Source organism: Streptomyces sp. NPDC005722 (assembly GCF_040630935.1).
Taxonomy (GTDB): Bacteria; Actinomycetota; Actinomycetes; order Streptomycetales; family Streptomycetaceae; genus Actinacidiphila.
On sequence record NZ_JBEXYN010000008.1, the window covers coordinates 128,078 to 143,243 of the forward strand.

General features: G+C 72.9%; 14 protein-coding genes and 2 tRNA genes. 4 read left to right on the forward strand and 12 right to left on the reverse strand.

Annotated features, from left to right (window positions below; translation table 11 throughout):
- Positions 1-248: 248 nt before the first annotated feature.
- Positions 249-1,400, forward strand: coding sequence for a hypothetical protein (locus ABZ479_RS12795; RefSeq protein ID WP_500461604.1), 1,152 nt, complete (start codon positions 249-251; stop codon positions 1,398-1,400).
- Positions 1,397-2,977, forward strand: a complete 1,581-nt coding sequence (locus ABZ479_RS12800; protein ID WP_500461605.1) for an NADH-ubiquinone oxidoreductase-F iron-sulfur binding region domain-containing protein — start codon at positions 1,397-1,399, stop codon at positions 2,975-2,977. The genes ABZ479_RS12795 and ABZ479_RS12800 overlap by 4 nt, the downstream gene beginning before the upstream one ends.
- Before the next feature lie 161 nt (positions 2,978-3,138).
- On the opposite strand, the gene ABZ479_RS12805 is transcribed toward ABZ479_RS12800, so the two are convergent.
- Positions 3,139-3,211 (reverse strand) — tRNA-Ala (locus ABZ479_RS12805).
- A gap of 148 nt (positions 3,212-3,359) precedes the next feature.
- Here ABZ479_RS12805 and ABZ479_RS12810 point away from each other — a divergent pair.
- Positions 3,360-4,679, forward strand: coding sequence for a glycosyltransferase 87 family protein (locus ABZ479_RS12810; protein ID WP_500461606.1), 1,320 nt, complete (start codon positions 3,360-3,362; stop codon positions 4,677-4,679).
- A 176-nt stretch (positions 4,680-4,855) separates the two neighbouring features.
- Here the strand turns inward: ABZ479_RS12810 and ABZ479_RS12815 are convergent.
- The 6 genes from ABZ479_RS12815 to ABZ479_RS12840 form a co-directional block, all read right to left on the reverse strand.
- Positions 4,856-4,928, reverse strand: a tRNA-Ala gene (locus ABZ479_RS12815).
- Positions 4,929-5,046: 118 nt separating this feature from the next.
- Positions 5,047-5,700, reverse strand: a complete 654-nt coding sequence (locus ABZ479_RS12820) for a histidine phosphatase family protein (RefSeq protein WP_500461691.1) — start codon at positions 5,698-5,700, stop codon at positions 5,047-5,049.
- Positions 5,697-6,131 (reverse strand): ribosome silencing factor, encoded by a 435-nt coding sequence (gene rsfS / locus ABZ479_RS12825; RefSeq protein ID WP_500461692.1) that lies wholly within the window; start codon positions 6,129-6,131, stop codon positions 5,697-5,699. Before rsfS ends, ABZ479_RS12820 begins: the two co-directional genes overlap by 4 nt.
- Positions 6,132-6,216: 85 nt before the next feature.
- Entirely contained in the window at positions 6,217-8,001 is a 1,785-nt protein-coding gene (locus ABZ479_RS12830; RefSeq protein ID WP_500461607.1) for an LCP family protein, read from the reverse strand.
- Positions 8,002-8,038: 37 nt separating this feature from the next.
- A complete protein-coding gene (gene nadD, locus ABZ479_RS12835; protein WP_499598912.1) occupies positions 8,039-8,620 on the reverse strand; it encodes a nicotinate-nucleotide adenylyltransferase in 582 nt (193 codons plus the stop codon).
- 34 nt (positions 8,621-8,654) lie between these two features.
- Positions 8,655-8,813, reverse strand: coding sequence for a hypothetical protein (locus ABZ479_RS12840; RefSeq protein ID WP_500461608.1), 159 nt, complete (start codon positions 8,811-8,813; stop codon positions 8,655-8,657).
- A gap of 141 nt (positions 8,814-8,954) precedes the next feature.
- On the opposite strand from ABZ479_RS12840, the gene ABZ479_RS12845 reads away from it, so the two are divergent.
- A complete protein-coding gene (locus ABZ479_RS12845; RefSeq protein WP_500461609.1) occupies positions 8,955-10,076 on the forward strand; it encodes a M48 family metallopeptidase in 1,122 nt (373 codons plus the stop codon).
- Here ABZ479_RS12845 and ABZ479_RS12850 read toward each other — a convergent pair.
- From ABZ479_RS12850 to proB, 5 genes are all read right to left on the reverse strand, one after another.
- Entirely contained in the window at positions 9,997-11,139 is a 1,143-nt protein-coding gene (locus ABZ479_RS12850) for an SCO2583 family membrane protein (protein ID WP_499598916.1), read from the reverse strand. The two genes, ABZ479_RS12845 and ABZ479_RS12850, sit on opposite strands and share 80 nt — an antisense overlap.
- 65 nt (positions 11,140-11,204) lie before the next feature.
- Entirely contained in the window at positions 11,205-11,693 is a 489-nt protein-coding gene (locus ABZ479_RS12855) for an SCO2584 family spore wall biosynthesis protein (RefSeq protein ID WP_499598918.1), read from the reverse strand.
- Between the two features lie 73 nt (positions 11,694-11,766).
- Entirely contained in the window at positions 11,767-13,092 is a 1,326-nt protein-coding gene (locus tag ABZ479_RS12860) for a glutamate-5-semialdehyde dehydrogenase (protein ID WP_500461610.1), read from the reverse strand.
- A gap of 91 nt (positions 13,093-13,183) precedes the next feature.
- Positions 13,184-13,633: a DUF8830 family protein gene (locus tag ABZ479_RS12865; RefSeq protein ID WP_499598920.1), complete on the reverse strand. Its 450-nt coding sequence runs from the start codon at positions 13,631-13,633 to the stop codon at positions 13,184-13,186.
- A gap of 126 nt (positions 13,634-13,759) precedes the next feature.
- On the reverse strand, positions 13,760-14,914 hold the full coding sequence (proB, locus tag ABZ479_RS12870; protein WP_500461611.1) for a glutamate 5-kinase: 1,155 nt from the start codon (positions 14,912-14,914) through the stop codon (positions 13,760-13,762).
- Positions 14,915-15,166: the final 252 nt, after the last annotated feature.

Consider the following 15,166-nt stretch of genomic DNA (forward strand, 5'->3'; position numbering starts at 1 on the left):
ACAGCTCATGCCAGGGACATGCGTTCGCCAAGAAGATCTCAAGGAAGGCCCACGAAAGGGCAATTGGGACGGAAAATCGCTCCGGAATCCGGACATTCGGTGCCGCGGACCGGACACTCCGCCGAAGGACCGATCATCCTTGCCGAACGGAGCCCGAACAAACCAACGTTAGCAGTTCGTAATGATCCTCATCCCGGGTTGTCGAAAGACGATCGTTCCGGCCACCCGTACGGGTTAGCGTCTGCCGCATGCGCACCAACCGACAGTCCCCGGACGGTCGCCGGACCCCCCCGATACCGGCGAGCGACGTCCTGTCCGGGGCCCTTCGCGCCGCACGGTCGCCCCGCGCCTGGGCGATCGCCGGCACCGCCGCCGCCCTGCTCGTCCTCGCCGTCACCGCGGGTCCGTACCTGCGGGCGTTCCTGGACTTCGGCGCCGGCGTCCTCACCCTCGTCTCCCTGAGCTGCACCGTCATCTGGGGCCTGGTGTCCACCGACACCTTCTTCCTCGGGCCCCGCGAACGCCTGCTCACCCAGGGCATCCACCGCGGTCTCGGCGTCGCCGCGATCGGGTTCCTGGTCCTGCACGTGACGACGAAGGTCGTCGAGGTACGGGTCACCACCGCCGGCGCCTTCCTCCCCCTCGGCGTGACCGGCCGGGACGGGCTGATCGCCCTCGGCGTGCTCGCCGCCTACCTGATGATCCTCGCCGCCGCCACGGGCGCCATGCGCAGCGTCTTCGCCGCCAACCGGCACCCGGTGCGGTGGCGCATCCTGCACAGCACCGCGTACGCGTCGTGGTGCATGGCGCTCATCCACGGCCTGCAGTCCGGCCGTTCCGCCAAGTCGTGGATCGTCGTGGCCTACGCGATCTGCCTGGTGGGCGTCGCCATCGGCCTCGTCTACCGGCTCCGCAGGACGCGCGGCGAGGCGCTCTTCCCCGAGACCCGCGAGCGCTCCGCCTCCTTCCGCAAGCTCGGCGGCGAACGGGCCGCGTCCCGGGGCGGCTCAGGCGGCCGCCGGCGTGCCGTGCCGCGCGAGGAGACCGGGCCCAGCCTGGCGAGCGCCTACAGCGAACCGCTGCCGCCGCTGCCCAACTTCCCCACCGCCCAGCAGTACACGGCTGTCCCTCCCCCGGCCCCGGACCGTACCCTCGGCATGGATCCCGCGGCCGCCACGATGCAGATGCCGCAGGTACCCGCCCAACCCCAGGCGACGTACCCGCAGCAACCCCAGGTGCCGTACCAGCAGCAACCCCAGCAGACCGGCTGGGACGGCACCCCCGCGTGGGGCACGCCGATGCCGGGCGGCGCACCGGACGCGGACCCGCTCGGGGCCGACCGGCTCCAGCCGATCGCCTGGCAGCAGTCCACGCCCGGACCCTATGAAGGACAACGATGAGCGTTCCCGCCATACCGGACCGGTCACCCGCCCCTCGCTCGGGGGCGGGTGATGTGCTGCCCGACGTACGGACCGTCGGGCTGCCCCGGATCACCGCGGGTTTCGACGAGGTGGAGCGCCTGGACCGGGTGACCCACCTGAACGTGCACGGCTCCATGCCGACCATGACCGAGGGCGAACTGCTCGACCTCGCCGAGCTGATGGGCCTGCGCGGCCGGGGCGGCGCGGGCTTCCCCTTCTACAAGAAGCTCAAGGCCGTCGGTGAGGCGGCGCGCCGCCGCGGCACCCCGACCGCCGTGATGGTCAACGGCTGCGAGGGCGAGCCGGCCTGCCGCAAGGACGCGGTCATCCTGCGCCGCGCCCCGCACCTGATGCTGGACGGCGCCCTGCTGTGCGCCGAGGTCCTCGGCGCCCGCGAACTGGTCATCAGCGTCACCCGCGACACCAACGAGCAGTCCGTGCGCGACGCCCTGGCCGAGCGCGGCCTCGGCAGCAAGCGCGGCCGCCAGCTCAGGGCCCGGATCGTGCGGATGCCGGAGCGTTTCGTGTCGGGCGAGTCCTCGGGCATCATCTCGGCGGCCAACGGCGGGCTGCCCCTGCCGCCCGGCAAGAAGGTGAGCGCGAGCGAGTCCGGCCTCGGCGGGATGCCGACGCTCTTCTCGAACACCGAGACCTTCACCCAACTGGCCATCGGGGCCCGCATGGGAGCGATCCGCTTCGGCTCCGCGGGTGCCCCGGGCGAGCCCGGCACCGCCATGCTGACCGTCTCCGGCTCGGTGCCCCGGCAGACCGTCGTGGAGACCCCGACGGGCGTGCCGATGTCGTACATCCTGCAGATGTGCGGCGGGAACCCCGGGCAGGGCGTGCTCGTCGGCGGCTACCACGGCAACTGGATCGACCCCAGCGTCGCCTCGATGGTGACCATCGCCCGCGAGAGCCTGGAGGCCCACAAGGCCACCCTCGGCGCGGGTGCCCTGCTCCCCCTCGACCCCGGCCTGTGCCCGCTGGGCGAGTCGCTGCGGGTCGCGCAGTGGCTGGCCGCGGAGACGGCCGGGCAGTGCGGGCCGTGCCGCCTCGGGCTGCCCCGGATGGCCGGGCTGCTGCAGGACGTGCTCAACGGCGGCGGGCAGGCCGCGCTGGAGCAACTGCGGCAGACCGCGGTCGCGGTGAAGGGACGCGGGGTGTGCAAGCACCCCGACGGCTCGATGCGCTTCGTGATGTCCACCATCAACGCCTTCACCGACGACCTGGCCGCCCACGTCCTCGGCGGCGGCTGCGGCCGCCCCACGGTGGGTGTGCTGCCGCTGCTGAAGTCCGACCCGCCCGCGCCGCGCGGCGGCTCCGCCGGATCGGCGGCCGCGGCGACCAGCACCAAGCGGCTGAACGTCGACTGGACGCTGTGCAAGGGTCACGGCCTGTGCGCCGGCGTGCTGCCCGAGATCGTACGGCTGGACCGGGACGGCTACCCCGACATCGCGGGCACGCCCGTACCGCCGCACCTGGACGCGGCGGCGCAGCGCGCGGTGGCCCGCTGCCCCGCGCTGGCGCTGCGCATGGACGAGGGCGGCCGCCGCTGACCGCGGCCGCACGGCGCAGGGGCCCGGCACCGCTTCGGTGCCGGGCCCCTGTCACGTCCGGGCCACGCGGCGTGCGCCGACGGCGGTGGGGAGCCGCCGCGCACGGGCGGCCAACGCGAAGAGCCCGTCCGATCGGACGGGCTCTCATCGCACTGCGGAAGTGGAGCTACGGGGATTCGAACCCCGGACCTCTTGCATGCCATGCAAGCGCTCTACCAACTGAGCTATAGCCCCGCGGTGCCGTTCCTCCGGGTTCCCCCGGCGACCTGGGATACATTACACGGCCCCGGGGCCGGTTCGCCAAATCCATTCCTGGCCCCTGGGCAGGGCACCCGGTACTGTCGGCTGACCCGCTCCCCGGACGAACCTGGAGAAGGCCGCAGTGACCGCGACGCAGCCGATCGCCGACGCCGTGGCGCCCGGTCCCCCGGTCCCGCGGGCCACCCTGGTCGCGGCCCTGGTGTGCCTGGTGTCCTTCGCGGCGTTCTGGGCGGCCCAACGCGCCGCCCACGTCTCGATGATCGACCTCACCGTCTACCGGGCCGAGGGCTGGTCGGTGCGCAACGGGGACGACCTGTACGCGATGCGGGTCACCCACGCGCAGCTGCCCAACACCTATCCGCCTTTCGCGGCCCTGCTCTTCACCTCCCTGACGCTGCTCGGGCCGGGCGCCGCGCGGATCGCGGCGACCGCGGCCAACCTGGGCCTGCTGGTCGTCCTGTGCCACCTGTCGCTCCGGCTGGCCGGGTTGCCGCGACGGCTGCCCCCGGCGGCGGCCGCGCTGGGCGTCGCGGCGGGCGCGGTGTGGTGCGAGCCGGTCTGGACGACGTCGAGGTACGGACAGATCAACCTGCTGCTCGCGGTGCTCGTCCTGGGGGACCTCACGAGGATCCGGGACGCGGGCCCGGCCCGGGGCGCAGGAGCGAGGGCGGGGGCGGGGGCGGGCATCGTCGCCGGCATCGGCACCGGCATCGCGGCCGGGATCAAGCTGACGCCGCTGCTGTTCGTGGCCTTCCTCGCGGTCGGCGGGGCGGTGCTCGCCCGGCGCCGGCGCGAGCGCTGGAACGCGTGGCTGCGGGCGGCGGTCGTGGCGTCCGTCACCTTCGCCGCGACCGCGGGGCTCTCCGCGCTCGTCCTGCCGCGGGACTCCCGGCGCTTCTGGACGGAGGTCGTGGTCTCCGCCGACCGGGCCGGCCACGGCGAGGACACCGCCAACCAGTCGCTGCGCGGCTTCCTGGCCCGTGCGCTGCACACCGGCGACCCCGGCGCCTGGTGGCTGCTCGTGGCCGTCCTGGTGGCCGCCGCGGGCCTGGCCGTCGCCGCGGCCCATCTGGCGGCCGGGGAGACCGCCTGGGCGGTCCTGTCGTGCGCCGTCACGGCACTGCTGGTCAGTCCCGTCTCCTGGTCGCACCACTGGGTGTGGGCGGTCCCCCTGGTCGTCCTCCTGGCCGCCGAGGCCGCACGGCGGAGCCGCCCCGCACGCTGGTGGGCCTGCGCCGCCGTGTCCGCCCTGGTCTTCTGCTCGTACGCGCTCTGGCTCACCCCGCACGGCGACGGCGTCTCGCGGCCCGAACTCCGCCAGTCCGCCGGGCAGATGGCCCTCTCCGCGGTCTACCCGGCCGTCGGCGTCGCCTTCCTGTGCCTGTCGGCCGCCGTCGCCCTGCGGGCCCGACGCGGCGTCGCCGCGGCCGGGCCGGGCTGAGCCGCCACCGAACAGCGCGGCCGGCAGGGCCGTTTCGTACCGCCGTCCACCGCGCGGCGGCGGGCCGGAACCGCGGCCTCGCCCGACGGCGCTCACCGCGAACCGGCGCCCGGACGGACCGGGTGAAACGCGAGGATCCCGCCTCCCCTGAGGGGAGACGGGATCCGGTGCCGCTGTGGAGCTACGGGGATTCGAACCCCGGACCTCTTGCATGCCATGCAAGCGCTCTACCAACTGAGCTATAGCCCCGCTGTCCTCGGGCTTTCGGCCCGGCGAACGAGAAGAAGCTTAGCCGGTCGGGGCCGGATTCCTGAAATCGGCTCCGGCCCGGCCCCGCCCCGCCCGACGGACCCGTCGGCCGCGCCCCTCAGTCGTCGTCGCCGAGCACCGGCTCGGGCAGTGTCCCGGCGTTGTGCTCCAGCAGCCGCCAGCCGCGGGCGCCCTCGCCGAGGACCGACCAGCAGGTGTTGGACAGCCCGCCGAGCGCCTCCCAGCTGCGCGGGTCCAGCCCGAGCAGCCGGCCGATGGTGGTGCGGATGGCGCCGCCGTGGCTGACGACCACCAGCACACCGCCGTCGGGCAGCTTGTCGGCCGCCGCGAGCACCACCGGGGCGGCCCGTTCCGCCACCTCGGTCTCCAGCTCGCCGCCGCCGCGCCGCACGGGCTCGCCGCGCTTCCAGGCGGCGTACTCGTCGCCGTGGCGCTCGGTGATCTCCTCGTGGGTCAGGCCCTGCCAGACGCCCGCGTAGGTCTCCCGCAGCCCCTCGTCGTACGAGATGTCCAGGCCCGTGACGGCGGCCAGCTCGGTGGCCGTGTCGGCGGCGCGCTGCAGGTCGGAGGAGACGATCGCGTCCGGCTGCAGTGCGGCCAGCAGCCGTGCGGCCCGCTTGGCCTGGGCGACGCCGGTAGAGGTCAGCGGGATGTCCGTGGAGCCCTGGAAGCGGCCCTCGACGTTCCACGAGGTCTGACCGTGCCGCCAGAAGACGACACGGCGGCCGCGGCCGCGCGCGTGCCCGTTCAGATCAGGTCTCCGTCCTCGTCGGCGGCCGTGGCGCGGGCGTGCTCCTCGGCCTTGCCGCGGGTGGCGACGGCGTCCTTGGGGAGCTCGAGCTCGGGGCAGTCCTTCCAGAGCCGCTCCAGCGCGTAGAAGACCCGCTCCTCCGAGTGCTGGACGTGCACCACGATGTCGATGTAGTCGAGCAGGACCCAGCGGCCATCGCGCTCGCCCTCACGGCGCACCGGCTTGACGCCGAGCTCCTCCTGCAGCCGCTCCTCGACCGCGTCGACGATGGCCTTCACCTGGCGGTCGTTGGGCGCGGAGGCCAAGAGGAACGCGTCGGTGATGGAGAGGACGTCGCTGACGTCGTAGGCGATGATGTCGTGCGCGAGCTTGTCGGCGGCCGCCTGGGCGGCGGTCTTGATGAGCTCGATGGAGCGGTCCGTGGCGGTCACAGGTGCGGCTTTCCGGTCGGGGACGTCGTACGTCCAGGGTCTCACGGACCGTCCTCGGTCCCCGACCGGTTATGCGCCGCCCCGGTCAGCTCTTCTCCGGCGGGCTGTAGTCCTGCCCCAGGACGACCGTGATGTCGGCGTTGGAGGCCACCTCGCCCTTCTTGGCGGCCTTGACGGGCAGGCCCAGCGTCTTGGCCAGCTCCTCCGCGTCCGCCTTCTTGGCGGCGTCGGCGTACAGGACCTGCGAGGTCGCCTGGGTGCCCGCGGAGGCGCCCGAGACGAAGGTGTAGCCGCCGCCGACGATCTGGACCTGGGCCTCGCCGGTGTTGGTGGCCACGCCGGTGGCGTTGCGCAGGGTGACCCGGGGGATGCCGTCGGAGTCGGTGTTGGTGACGGTGCCGCCGAGCACCTTCTTGACGACGTCCTCGGTGGACTTCTCGCTCAGCGTGCCGTCCGGCTCCACGGGCAGCGTCTCGGTGGTGTAGTCGCCGCCCTTGGCCTCCTCCGACAGCGCCGCGAGGCTGCTGCCGAGGTCCTTCTCGGTCAGCGGGGGCTCGATGACCTGGTTGAGCCCCTCGACGGTCTTGGTCGCCAGGTCCGGGTCGCTGTACATCTTCTTCAGCATGGCCTGCACGACCTGGCCGAAGCGGGCGAGCTGCTTGTCGGGCCCCTCGCCCGGTTCCCGGTGGACGGCGTACGCGACGGCGGCCTGGCCGCCCAGCTCCTGCTGCTTGCCGGGCTTGACGAGGGTCTTGTCGCCCTTCTTCTTTCCGGCCTTCACCGTGACGTCGGTGTCGACCAGGATGCCGCCGAGGGACTCGACGAGGTTGTCCAGGTACGGGGTGTCCAGCCGCCAGGTGCCGCTGATCTTCGTGCCGAGCAGGCCTTCCAGCGCCTCGCGCGTGGGGGCGGAACCGCCCTCCACGACGGACTTGCCGAGCGTGGTGCTGCCCCCGTCGTCGCTGCCGACGGCGAGCGAGTTCGGCAGCAGGACGGTGGTGCCCTTCTTGGTGGTCGAGTTGCTGACCAGCAGCGCGGTGGAGGTCTCCTCGCTGCCGACCGGGCGCAGGTGCAGCACGATCACGTCGCGCTTCTGGCCGCCCGCGGCCTGCTGCGCGGTCCCCGTGTCCCCGCCGAGGCCGGGGATCTTGCCGGCCTTCCACAGGTAGCCGGCGCCGCCGACGGCGGCCAGTGCCAGGACCACGACGGCGGCGACCACGCGGTTGCGGCCACGGCGCCTGGCCTCCTCGCGGCGCTCGGTGCGGGACTCGGTGAACTTCAGCCAGTCGATGACCTCTTCCGACTCCTCGGTCTCCTCGTCGACGAAGGAGAACTGGCCGGTGTGGAAGTCGGCTTCGCCGGAGGGGTCGCGGCCCGCGGCGGGCCGGGCCGCAGGCCGCTGCTCCTCGTACCCGGGCTGCCGCTGGGCGGGAGGGGCCTGCGGGGGCGTCTGCGGGGGCGCCGGCGCCGGGGGCTGCTGCCCGTACTGCTGTTGCTCCTGCGGGTAGTACGGCTCCTGGTACTGCGGCTGCTGCGGGATCCACCCCTGGTACTGCTGCGTCTGCTGGGGGTGCTGCGGCTGCTGTTGGGACTGCTGTGGGTGCTGCGGCTGCTGCCCGTACTGCTGCTGCTCCTGCGGGTAGTACGGCTGCTGCCCGGAGTAGCCCTGCTGGCCCTGTTGTCCCTGCTGCCCCTGGTAGGCCTGCTGCTGGCCGGTCTGCTGGGCGTACGGGTCGTAACTCCCGTACTCCTCGCCGTAGCCGTTTGCGTAGTCGGCCCGCTGCTGTGCGTAGGGGTCCTCTCCGTAAGGGTCCTGACCGCCCTGCTCGGGTGTTCCCTCGGCGTATTGCCATCGGGGGTAGTCGTTCACTGGGGACCCCTCCAGTTGCCGATCAGCCGCTGATCACTTACCGGTACAGCCTGCGTTTGTCGATGTAGCGCACGACGCCGTCGGGCACGAGGTACCAGACCGGCTCCCCCTTGGCCACCCGCTGCCGGCAGTCGGTGGAGGAGATCGCCAGGGCGGGCACCTCCACGAGGGAGACCCCGCCGGCCGGGAAGCCGGGGTCGGACAGCGTGTGCCCGGGGCGGGTGACACCGATGAAGTGCGCCAGCGAGAACAGCTCCTCGGCCTTGCGCCAGGAGAAGATCTGGGCCAGCGCGTCCGCCCCGGTGATGAAGAACAGCTCCGCCTCGGGGTGCTCGGCCCGCAGGTCGCGGAGCGTGTCGATGGTGTACGTGCGGCCACCGCGTTCGATGTCGCTGCGGCTGACCGAGAACTGCGGGTTCGACGCGGTGGCGATCACCGTCATCAGGTAGCGGTCCTCGGCCGCGGACACCTTCTGGTCGCTCTTCTGCCAGGGCTGGCCGGTGGGCACGAAGACGACCTCGTCCAGCTGGAAAAGGTGCGCCACCTCGCTGGCCGCCACGAGGTGGCCGTGGTGGACGGGATCGAACGTCCCACCCATCACACCGATTCGCTTCTTCATGCGGATAGACCCTACCCGCATCACCTCGTCGGGCTCAGCGGTCGCGGTTGAAGCGCGTGGTGATGAAGAGCAGGAGCAGCAGCGCGAACAGCGCGCCGCCGCCCGTGAGGTACGGGCTCAGGCTCTCGTGGTTGCCGCCGCCCTCGCCCTCGGCGAGCGTGGTCAGGACGGCGGCGGTCGTGTAGGAGGTCATCTCGGCGTTCCCCTGGTGGCTTCGGGTCTGTCGACGGGCGGAAGGCTCGGCAACATCGTACGGGCGGTGCGGGTGGAACTTCGCGGTGGCTCCACGCGTCCTCACTACGTACCCGACGGGCGAGCAGGGGGGCGAGGACATATGTCCGGTCCGAACGATTCGAGCGGTGCGAACGGCGGCGCGAGCGGCGGAGGGAAGCTGCCCGGACGCAACCGGCGACGCTTCGAGGGCATCTCCTCGCGCGCCTACGAACACCCGGCCGACCGCTCGGCACTGGTCGCGCTGCGCAAGCTGAGCGGCTTCGACACCGTCTTCAAGGCGCTCAGCGGGCTGCTGCCGGAGCGCTCCCTGCGGCTGCTGTTCCTCTCGGACTCGGTGCGCGTCGGCGACCAGCAGTTCGCGCACCTCAACGACATGCTGCGGGACGCCTGCTACATCCTCGACCTGCCCAAGGTCCCGCCGATGTACGTCACCCAGGACCCGCAGCCCAACGCGATGTGCATCGGCCTGGACGAGCCGATCATCGTCGTCACCACCGGGCTGGTGGAGCTGCTGGACGAGGAGGAGATGCGGGCCGTCGTGGGCCACGAGGTCGGCCACGCGCTGTCGGGCCACTCCGTCTACCGCACGATCCTGCTCTTCCTGACCAACCTGGCGCTGCGGGTCGCGTGGATACCGCTGGGCAACCTCGCGATCATGGCGATCGTCACGGCGCTGCGCGAGTGGTTCCGCAAGTCGGAGCTGTCCGCCGACCGGGCCGGGCTCCTGGTCGGCCAGGATCTGCAGGCCTCGATGCGGGGTCTGATGAAGATCGCCGGGGGCAACCACCTGCACGAGATGAACGTGGACGCGTTCCTGAAGCAGGCCGAGGAGTACGAGGAGGCCGGCGACCTGCGCGACTCCGTCCTGAAGATCCTCAACGTCCTGCCGCGCAGCCACCCGTTCACCACGGTGCGGGCCGCGGAGCTGAAGAAGTGGGCCGCGAGCCGCGACTACCAGCGCATCATGGACGGCCACTACCCGCGGCGCAGCGAGGACAAGGACACCTCGGTCTACGACTCGTTCAGGGAATCCGCGAGCCACTACGCCGACACGGTGAGGACGAGCAAGGACCCGCTGATGAAGCTGCTGTCCGACCTCGGCTCGGGGGCGGGCGACATCGGCGGCCGGCTGCGCGACCGCTTCACCGGGACGCCGGGCCCGGACTCCGGCCCGTCGGGCCGCCCGCCGAAGGACGCGCAGGACCCGCCGTCGGAGGGCTGATCCCCGGGCCGGCCGCCGGGGCCGGGGCGAGCACCCCGCACACCGAGCTGATCGCGTGGCGCCGGTCGTGGGGGTCTACGCCGGGCTGCGCCGGCGGCCGCTGCCCGGCCAGCAGCGGCAGGAAGTGCGCCACGGGAGCGCCCGCGCAGGACAGCGGCCCGGCTTCGACCGCGGCCTGCAGCAGTTCCACGTGCCGGTCGCGCAGGTCCGCGCGGTCGAAGCGCAGCCGCAGCTCGCGCCGCACGGTGAACAGCGAGGCCTGGCCGCTGCCCCCGGTGGCGGCCCGCACGGCGTAGACCAGGGTGTGGTCGGTGACGACCTCCAGGGTCTCCTCCCCCGCCTCGGCCACGCTCATGGTGCCGCGCACCTTGACCTCGTCGTCGGCGAGGGCGACGCGCGTGGGGTCGAAGCGCACCAGCCAGCCGGTCGCCGCGTGGCGCCCGTCGTCCGCCGGACGTTCCAAGCTGCGGTCGAACTGGTCGAGCTGGCCGGGGTCGAGCATGAGGCGCACCGCACGGACGTCCCCGCCGGTCAGGGCGCCGGGGTCGGCGGAGGAGGCGACCAGGTACTCCTTCGCGGAGACCAGAGCCTGCATCACCTGGCTCTCGCTGAAGTGCGCGGTACGGCGCGCCGGCGGCAGCGCGTAACCCTTGCCGCCGGCCCGGTAGTGCTCGGCGCGCTGCCCGGCGAAGGGCCGGGAGCGGTCCACGGCGGCCACCGCGGCCGTGGGGACGAGCGGCAGCAGGGTGATCCGCAGCGGCTCCGCCACGGGAGGGGCGGGTGCGTCGTAGGGGTTGCGTATGCCCAGGTAGACGGCGGTGCCGAAGGCCACCGCGATCAGCAGGACGAGGACCAGGGCCTGCCGCGGGGCGCCGCCGCGGGCCCAGGGGCGGCGGGTGCGCACCGAGCGGGCCGAGCCGTCCAGCCGCTCACGCGCGGAGAACTCCTGTATCCGGGCAGCACGCACGAACGATTCGTCGAAGACGACGGATCGGTACTCGTCCTCGCCTCCGCCGGGGGAGCCCTCGGGGTTCCCCTCCGGTGGGTCACCAGGCCCGCTCATACAACAAGCGTAGGTCTGTCAGGGCCCTTTAAAACGTCCTGGTACGAGACAAGTTCGAGCGGTGCTCAGGGGCTGTGGCTGACCGCCACCGGGGGGAGCGAGGGGGCTCCGATCCGGCCCGTCGGGGAGGGCGGGACGGAGGGCTGGCGGGCGCCCCCGGCGCCCCGGTAGACCGCCGCGAACGTCAGTGCCACCACGCCGATGCCCATCACCACGGCGAGCACCCACGCCACGGTCCGGTGCCAGCGCCCGTGCCCCCGGTAGGGGCTGCGCTGGGAGTAGAGGTCCTCGTACTCCTCGTCCTCGTCGGAGCGCGCGGCGTCCTTCTCCTCGTACGGAGCGGAGCCGTCCTCCCCGCCCAGGACGCGCGGGCGGGACGCCTCGGCCTCGGCCTGGGCCGTGGCGGCGGCGAGCATGCGCTCGTGGGCGCTGGGTTCGTGGAAGGCGGCCGCCCGTATGAAGGCCTCGTCGAGCACCACGGACGCGAATTCGTCATCCGCGCCACCGTGGTCCTCGCCGTCCGGGAACGGCTTGCCCCCCAGTTCGTCCGGCACCCGTCCAGAATAGGGCCGATGACGCGGATTGGGCAGGCCGCTCGTGAAGTCCGTCCGTCAGGCGCGCGGCGTTTCAGCCGCGCACGTGCCCGTCCCCGGTGAAGACGTACTTGGTGGAGGTCAGCTCCGGCAGGCCCATCGGGCCGCGGGCGTGCAGCTTCTGGGTGGAGATGCCGATCTCCGCGCCGAAGCCGAACTGGCCGCCGTCGGTGAACCGGGTCGAGGCGTTGACGGCGACCGCGGCGGAATCCACCAACTGGGTGAACCGCCGGGCCGCGGGCTGCGAGGTGGTGACGATGGCCTCGGTGTGCCCGGAGGACCACAGCCGGATGTGCTGCACGGCCGCGTCCAGCGAGTCCACCACGGCGGCGGCGATGTCGTGGCTGAGGTACTCGGTCTCCCAGTCCTCCGCGGTGGCCGGGACGACGGTGGCCGTGGTGCCGCTCTTCGCGGCCAGTTCCCGCACCCGTTCGTCGGCGTGCACGGTGACCCCGGCCTCCGCCAGCGCGTCCAGGGCCCGCGGCAGGAATTCGGCGGCGATGTCCCGGTGCACCAGCAGGGTCTCGGCGGCGTTGCACACGCTCGGCCGCTGCGCCTTGGAGTTGAGCAGGACCGAGACGGCGACGTCGAGGTCGGCCTGCGCGTCCACGTACACGTGGCAGTTGCCGGTGCCGGTCTCGATCACCGGGACGATCGACTCCTCGACCACGGCCTTGATGAGGGAGGCGCCGCCGCGCGGGATGAGCACGTCGACCATGCCGCGGGCGCGCATCAGCTCGCGCACCGACTCGCGGCTCTCCCCCGGCACCAACTGCACGGCGTCGGCGGGCAGTCCGGCTCCGCCGACCGCGTCGCGCACCACCGTCACCAGCGCGGAGTTGGAGTGCTGGGCGGAGGAGGAGCCGCGCAGCAGGACCGCGTTGCCGGACTTCAGGCACAGCGAGGCCGCGTCCACGGTGACGTTGGGCCGGGCCTCGTAGATGATGCCGACCACGCCCAGCGGCACCCGGATCTGACGCAGGTCCAGCCCGTTGGGCAGCGTCGAACCGCGCACCACCTCGCCGACCGGGTCGGGCAGCCCGGCCACGTCCCGTACGTCGGAGGCGATGGCCCGGACGCGCTCGGGGGTCAGGGTCAGCCGGTCCACGATCGCCTCGCCGGTCCCGGCCTCGCGGGCACGGGCGACGTCCTCGGCGTTGGCCTCGACGATCTCCCGGGTGCGGACGACCAGGGCGTCGGCGACCGCGAGCAGCGCGTCGTCCTTCACCGAGCGCGGCAGCGGGGCGAGGTCGTCGGCGGCCGCACGGGCGCGGTAGGCGGCCTGCAGCACCGGGCTCTTCGGCCACGGCGAGGGCAGGGAGGCGGCGAGGTCGTCGTTGCTGTGGCTGCGGCTGCTCATAGCGGCCAGGGTACGGCGTGGGCGCCTGGTGACGGGGCGGCTTTCCAGCGGGTGAGACCCGTGCGGAGCACGGCCGCAGGGCCGCCGCGGGTCAGTAGGGGTGCACCCCGACGGGCGCCGCCGGCGGCGGCCCGTAGCCCTCCGCGAGGCGCTGGTGGTAGGTGTCGCGGTCGATGACCTCCAGGCCCACGGTCTCCCACGGCGGCAGGTTGGCGGAGGAGCGGTGCTCGCCCCACAGGCGCAGCGCGATGGCGGCGGCGTCGTGCAGGTCGCGGGCCTCCTCCCAGTACCGGATCTCGGCGTGGTCGGCCGCGTACCTGCTGGTGAGCAGGAAGGGGTGGTCGTTCGCGAGCTGTTCCAGCGCGCGCCGCACCTCGGCGAGCGGGGCCTCGGGCCCGGAGACGCTGAGCGTCACGTGCCAGAGCCGGGACACGGGGCGCTCCCGCGTCACGGGCGGGGCGGTGTCGTCGCTCGTCACGCTCACCAGTGTCCGCTCCGCCGTCCCTCGGGACGACGATGCCCCCGGGCGCCCTCGTCTCACCGGTCGCCTCCCTGTCGTCCCTGTCGTCGCGTCCCTGGCCGGATTCCGTGCTCCGCCCACAAAGTCCAGCAGCCCGGAAGCGGCCGCGGGGCGGTTTTCACGAAGTAACCACGAAGGAGGTCCGCCTCAGTGGTGCAGCAGTACGAGGTCGTCCCGGTGCACGACCTCGCGCTCGTAGGCGGGGCCCAGTTCCCGTGCCAGTTCACGGGTCGAGCGCCCGAGCAGCCGCGGCAGTTCCCTGGCGTCGAAGTTCACCAGGCCGCGCGCGACGGCGTGGCCGGAGGTGTCGCGCAGTTCGACCGGGTCGCCGGCGGTGAAGTCGCCCTCGACCGCCGCGATGCCGGCCGGCAGCAGCGAGGTGCGGCGCTTGACGACCGCCTGCACGGCGCCGTCGTCCAGGACGAGCGCGCCGAGCGGGGTGGAGGCGTGGGCCAGCCACAGCAGCCGGTCGGCGGAGCGCTTTCCCGTCGCGTGGAAGAGGGTGCCCGTACGCCGTCCGGCCAGGGCGTCCGCGGCCTGCGAGGCGGAGGTCAGCACGACCGGGACGCCGGCGCCGGCGGCGATCCTGGCGGCCTCGACCTTGGTGACCATGCCCCCGGTGCCGACGCCCGCCTTGCCCGCGCTGCCGATGGAGACGCCCTCCAGGTCCTGCGGCCCGTGGACCTCCTCGATGCGCGAGGTGCCCGGGAGCGCGGGGTCGCCGTCGTAGAGGCCGTCGACGTCGGAGAGCAGGACGAGCAGGTCGGCGCGGACCAGGTGGGCGACGAGGGCGGCGAGGCGGTCGTTGTCGCCGAACCGGATCTCGTCGGTGGCCACCGTGTCGTTCTCGTTGACGATCGGCATGGCGCCCATCGCGAGCAGCTTGTCCAGCGTGCGGTAGGCGTTGCGGTAGTGCGCCCGGCGGCTCATGTCGTCGGAGGTGAGCAGCACCTGGCCGACCCGCACGCCGTACCGGGCGAAGGAGGCCGTGTAGCGGGCGACGAGCAGGCCCTGGCCGACGCTGGCGGCGGCCTGCTGCCGGGCCAGGTCCCGCGGCCGCCGGGTGAGCCCGAGCGGCGCCAGGCCGGCGGCGATGGCGCCGGAGGAGACCAGGACGACCTCCTTGACGGCCGCGCCCTCCTGCGCCGCGCCCTCCTGGGTTCCGCACGCTTTGGCCAGGACGTCCACGAGCGCGTCCACCCGGTCGGCGTCCAGGCCGCCGGCCGCCGTCGTCAGCGAACTCGACCCGACCTTGACCACGACCCGCCGGGCCTCCGCCACGTCCTGCCTCGCGCTCGCCACGTCCGTCCCTTTCCTCTCCCGGGTTCGCAATCTACGGCAGTCGGGCGACCCGGCGCCGCCGCCTTCCACCCACCGGACGGCGACTGGGACAGCGCGTACGGGGCAGACGCGCCGTGAAGCCCGTACCCAAACACCCTTGGTGGGATATGAAATTCATATAAGGGACTCTCCACTCCGTAAGCAAAAAGTCACTAGAGAACCACCTTAATAGGAACGATTTGCCTGCGGATTCGAACACGGGGCAGCGTGCAC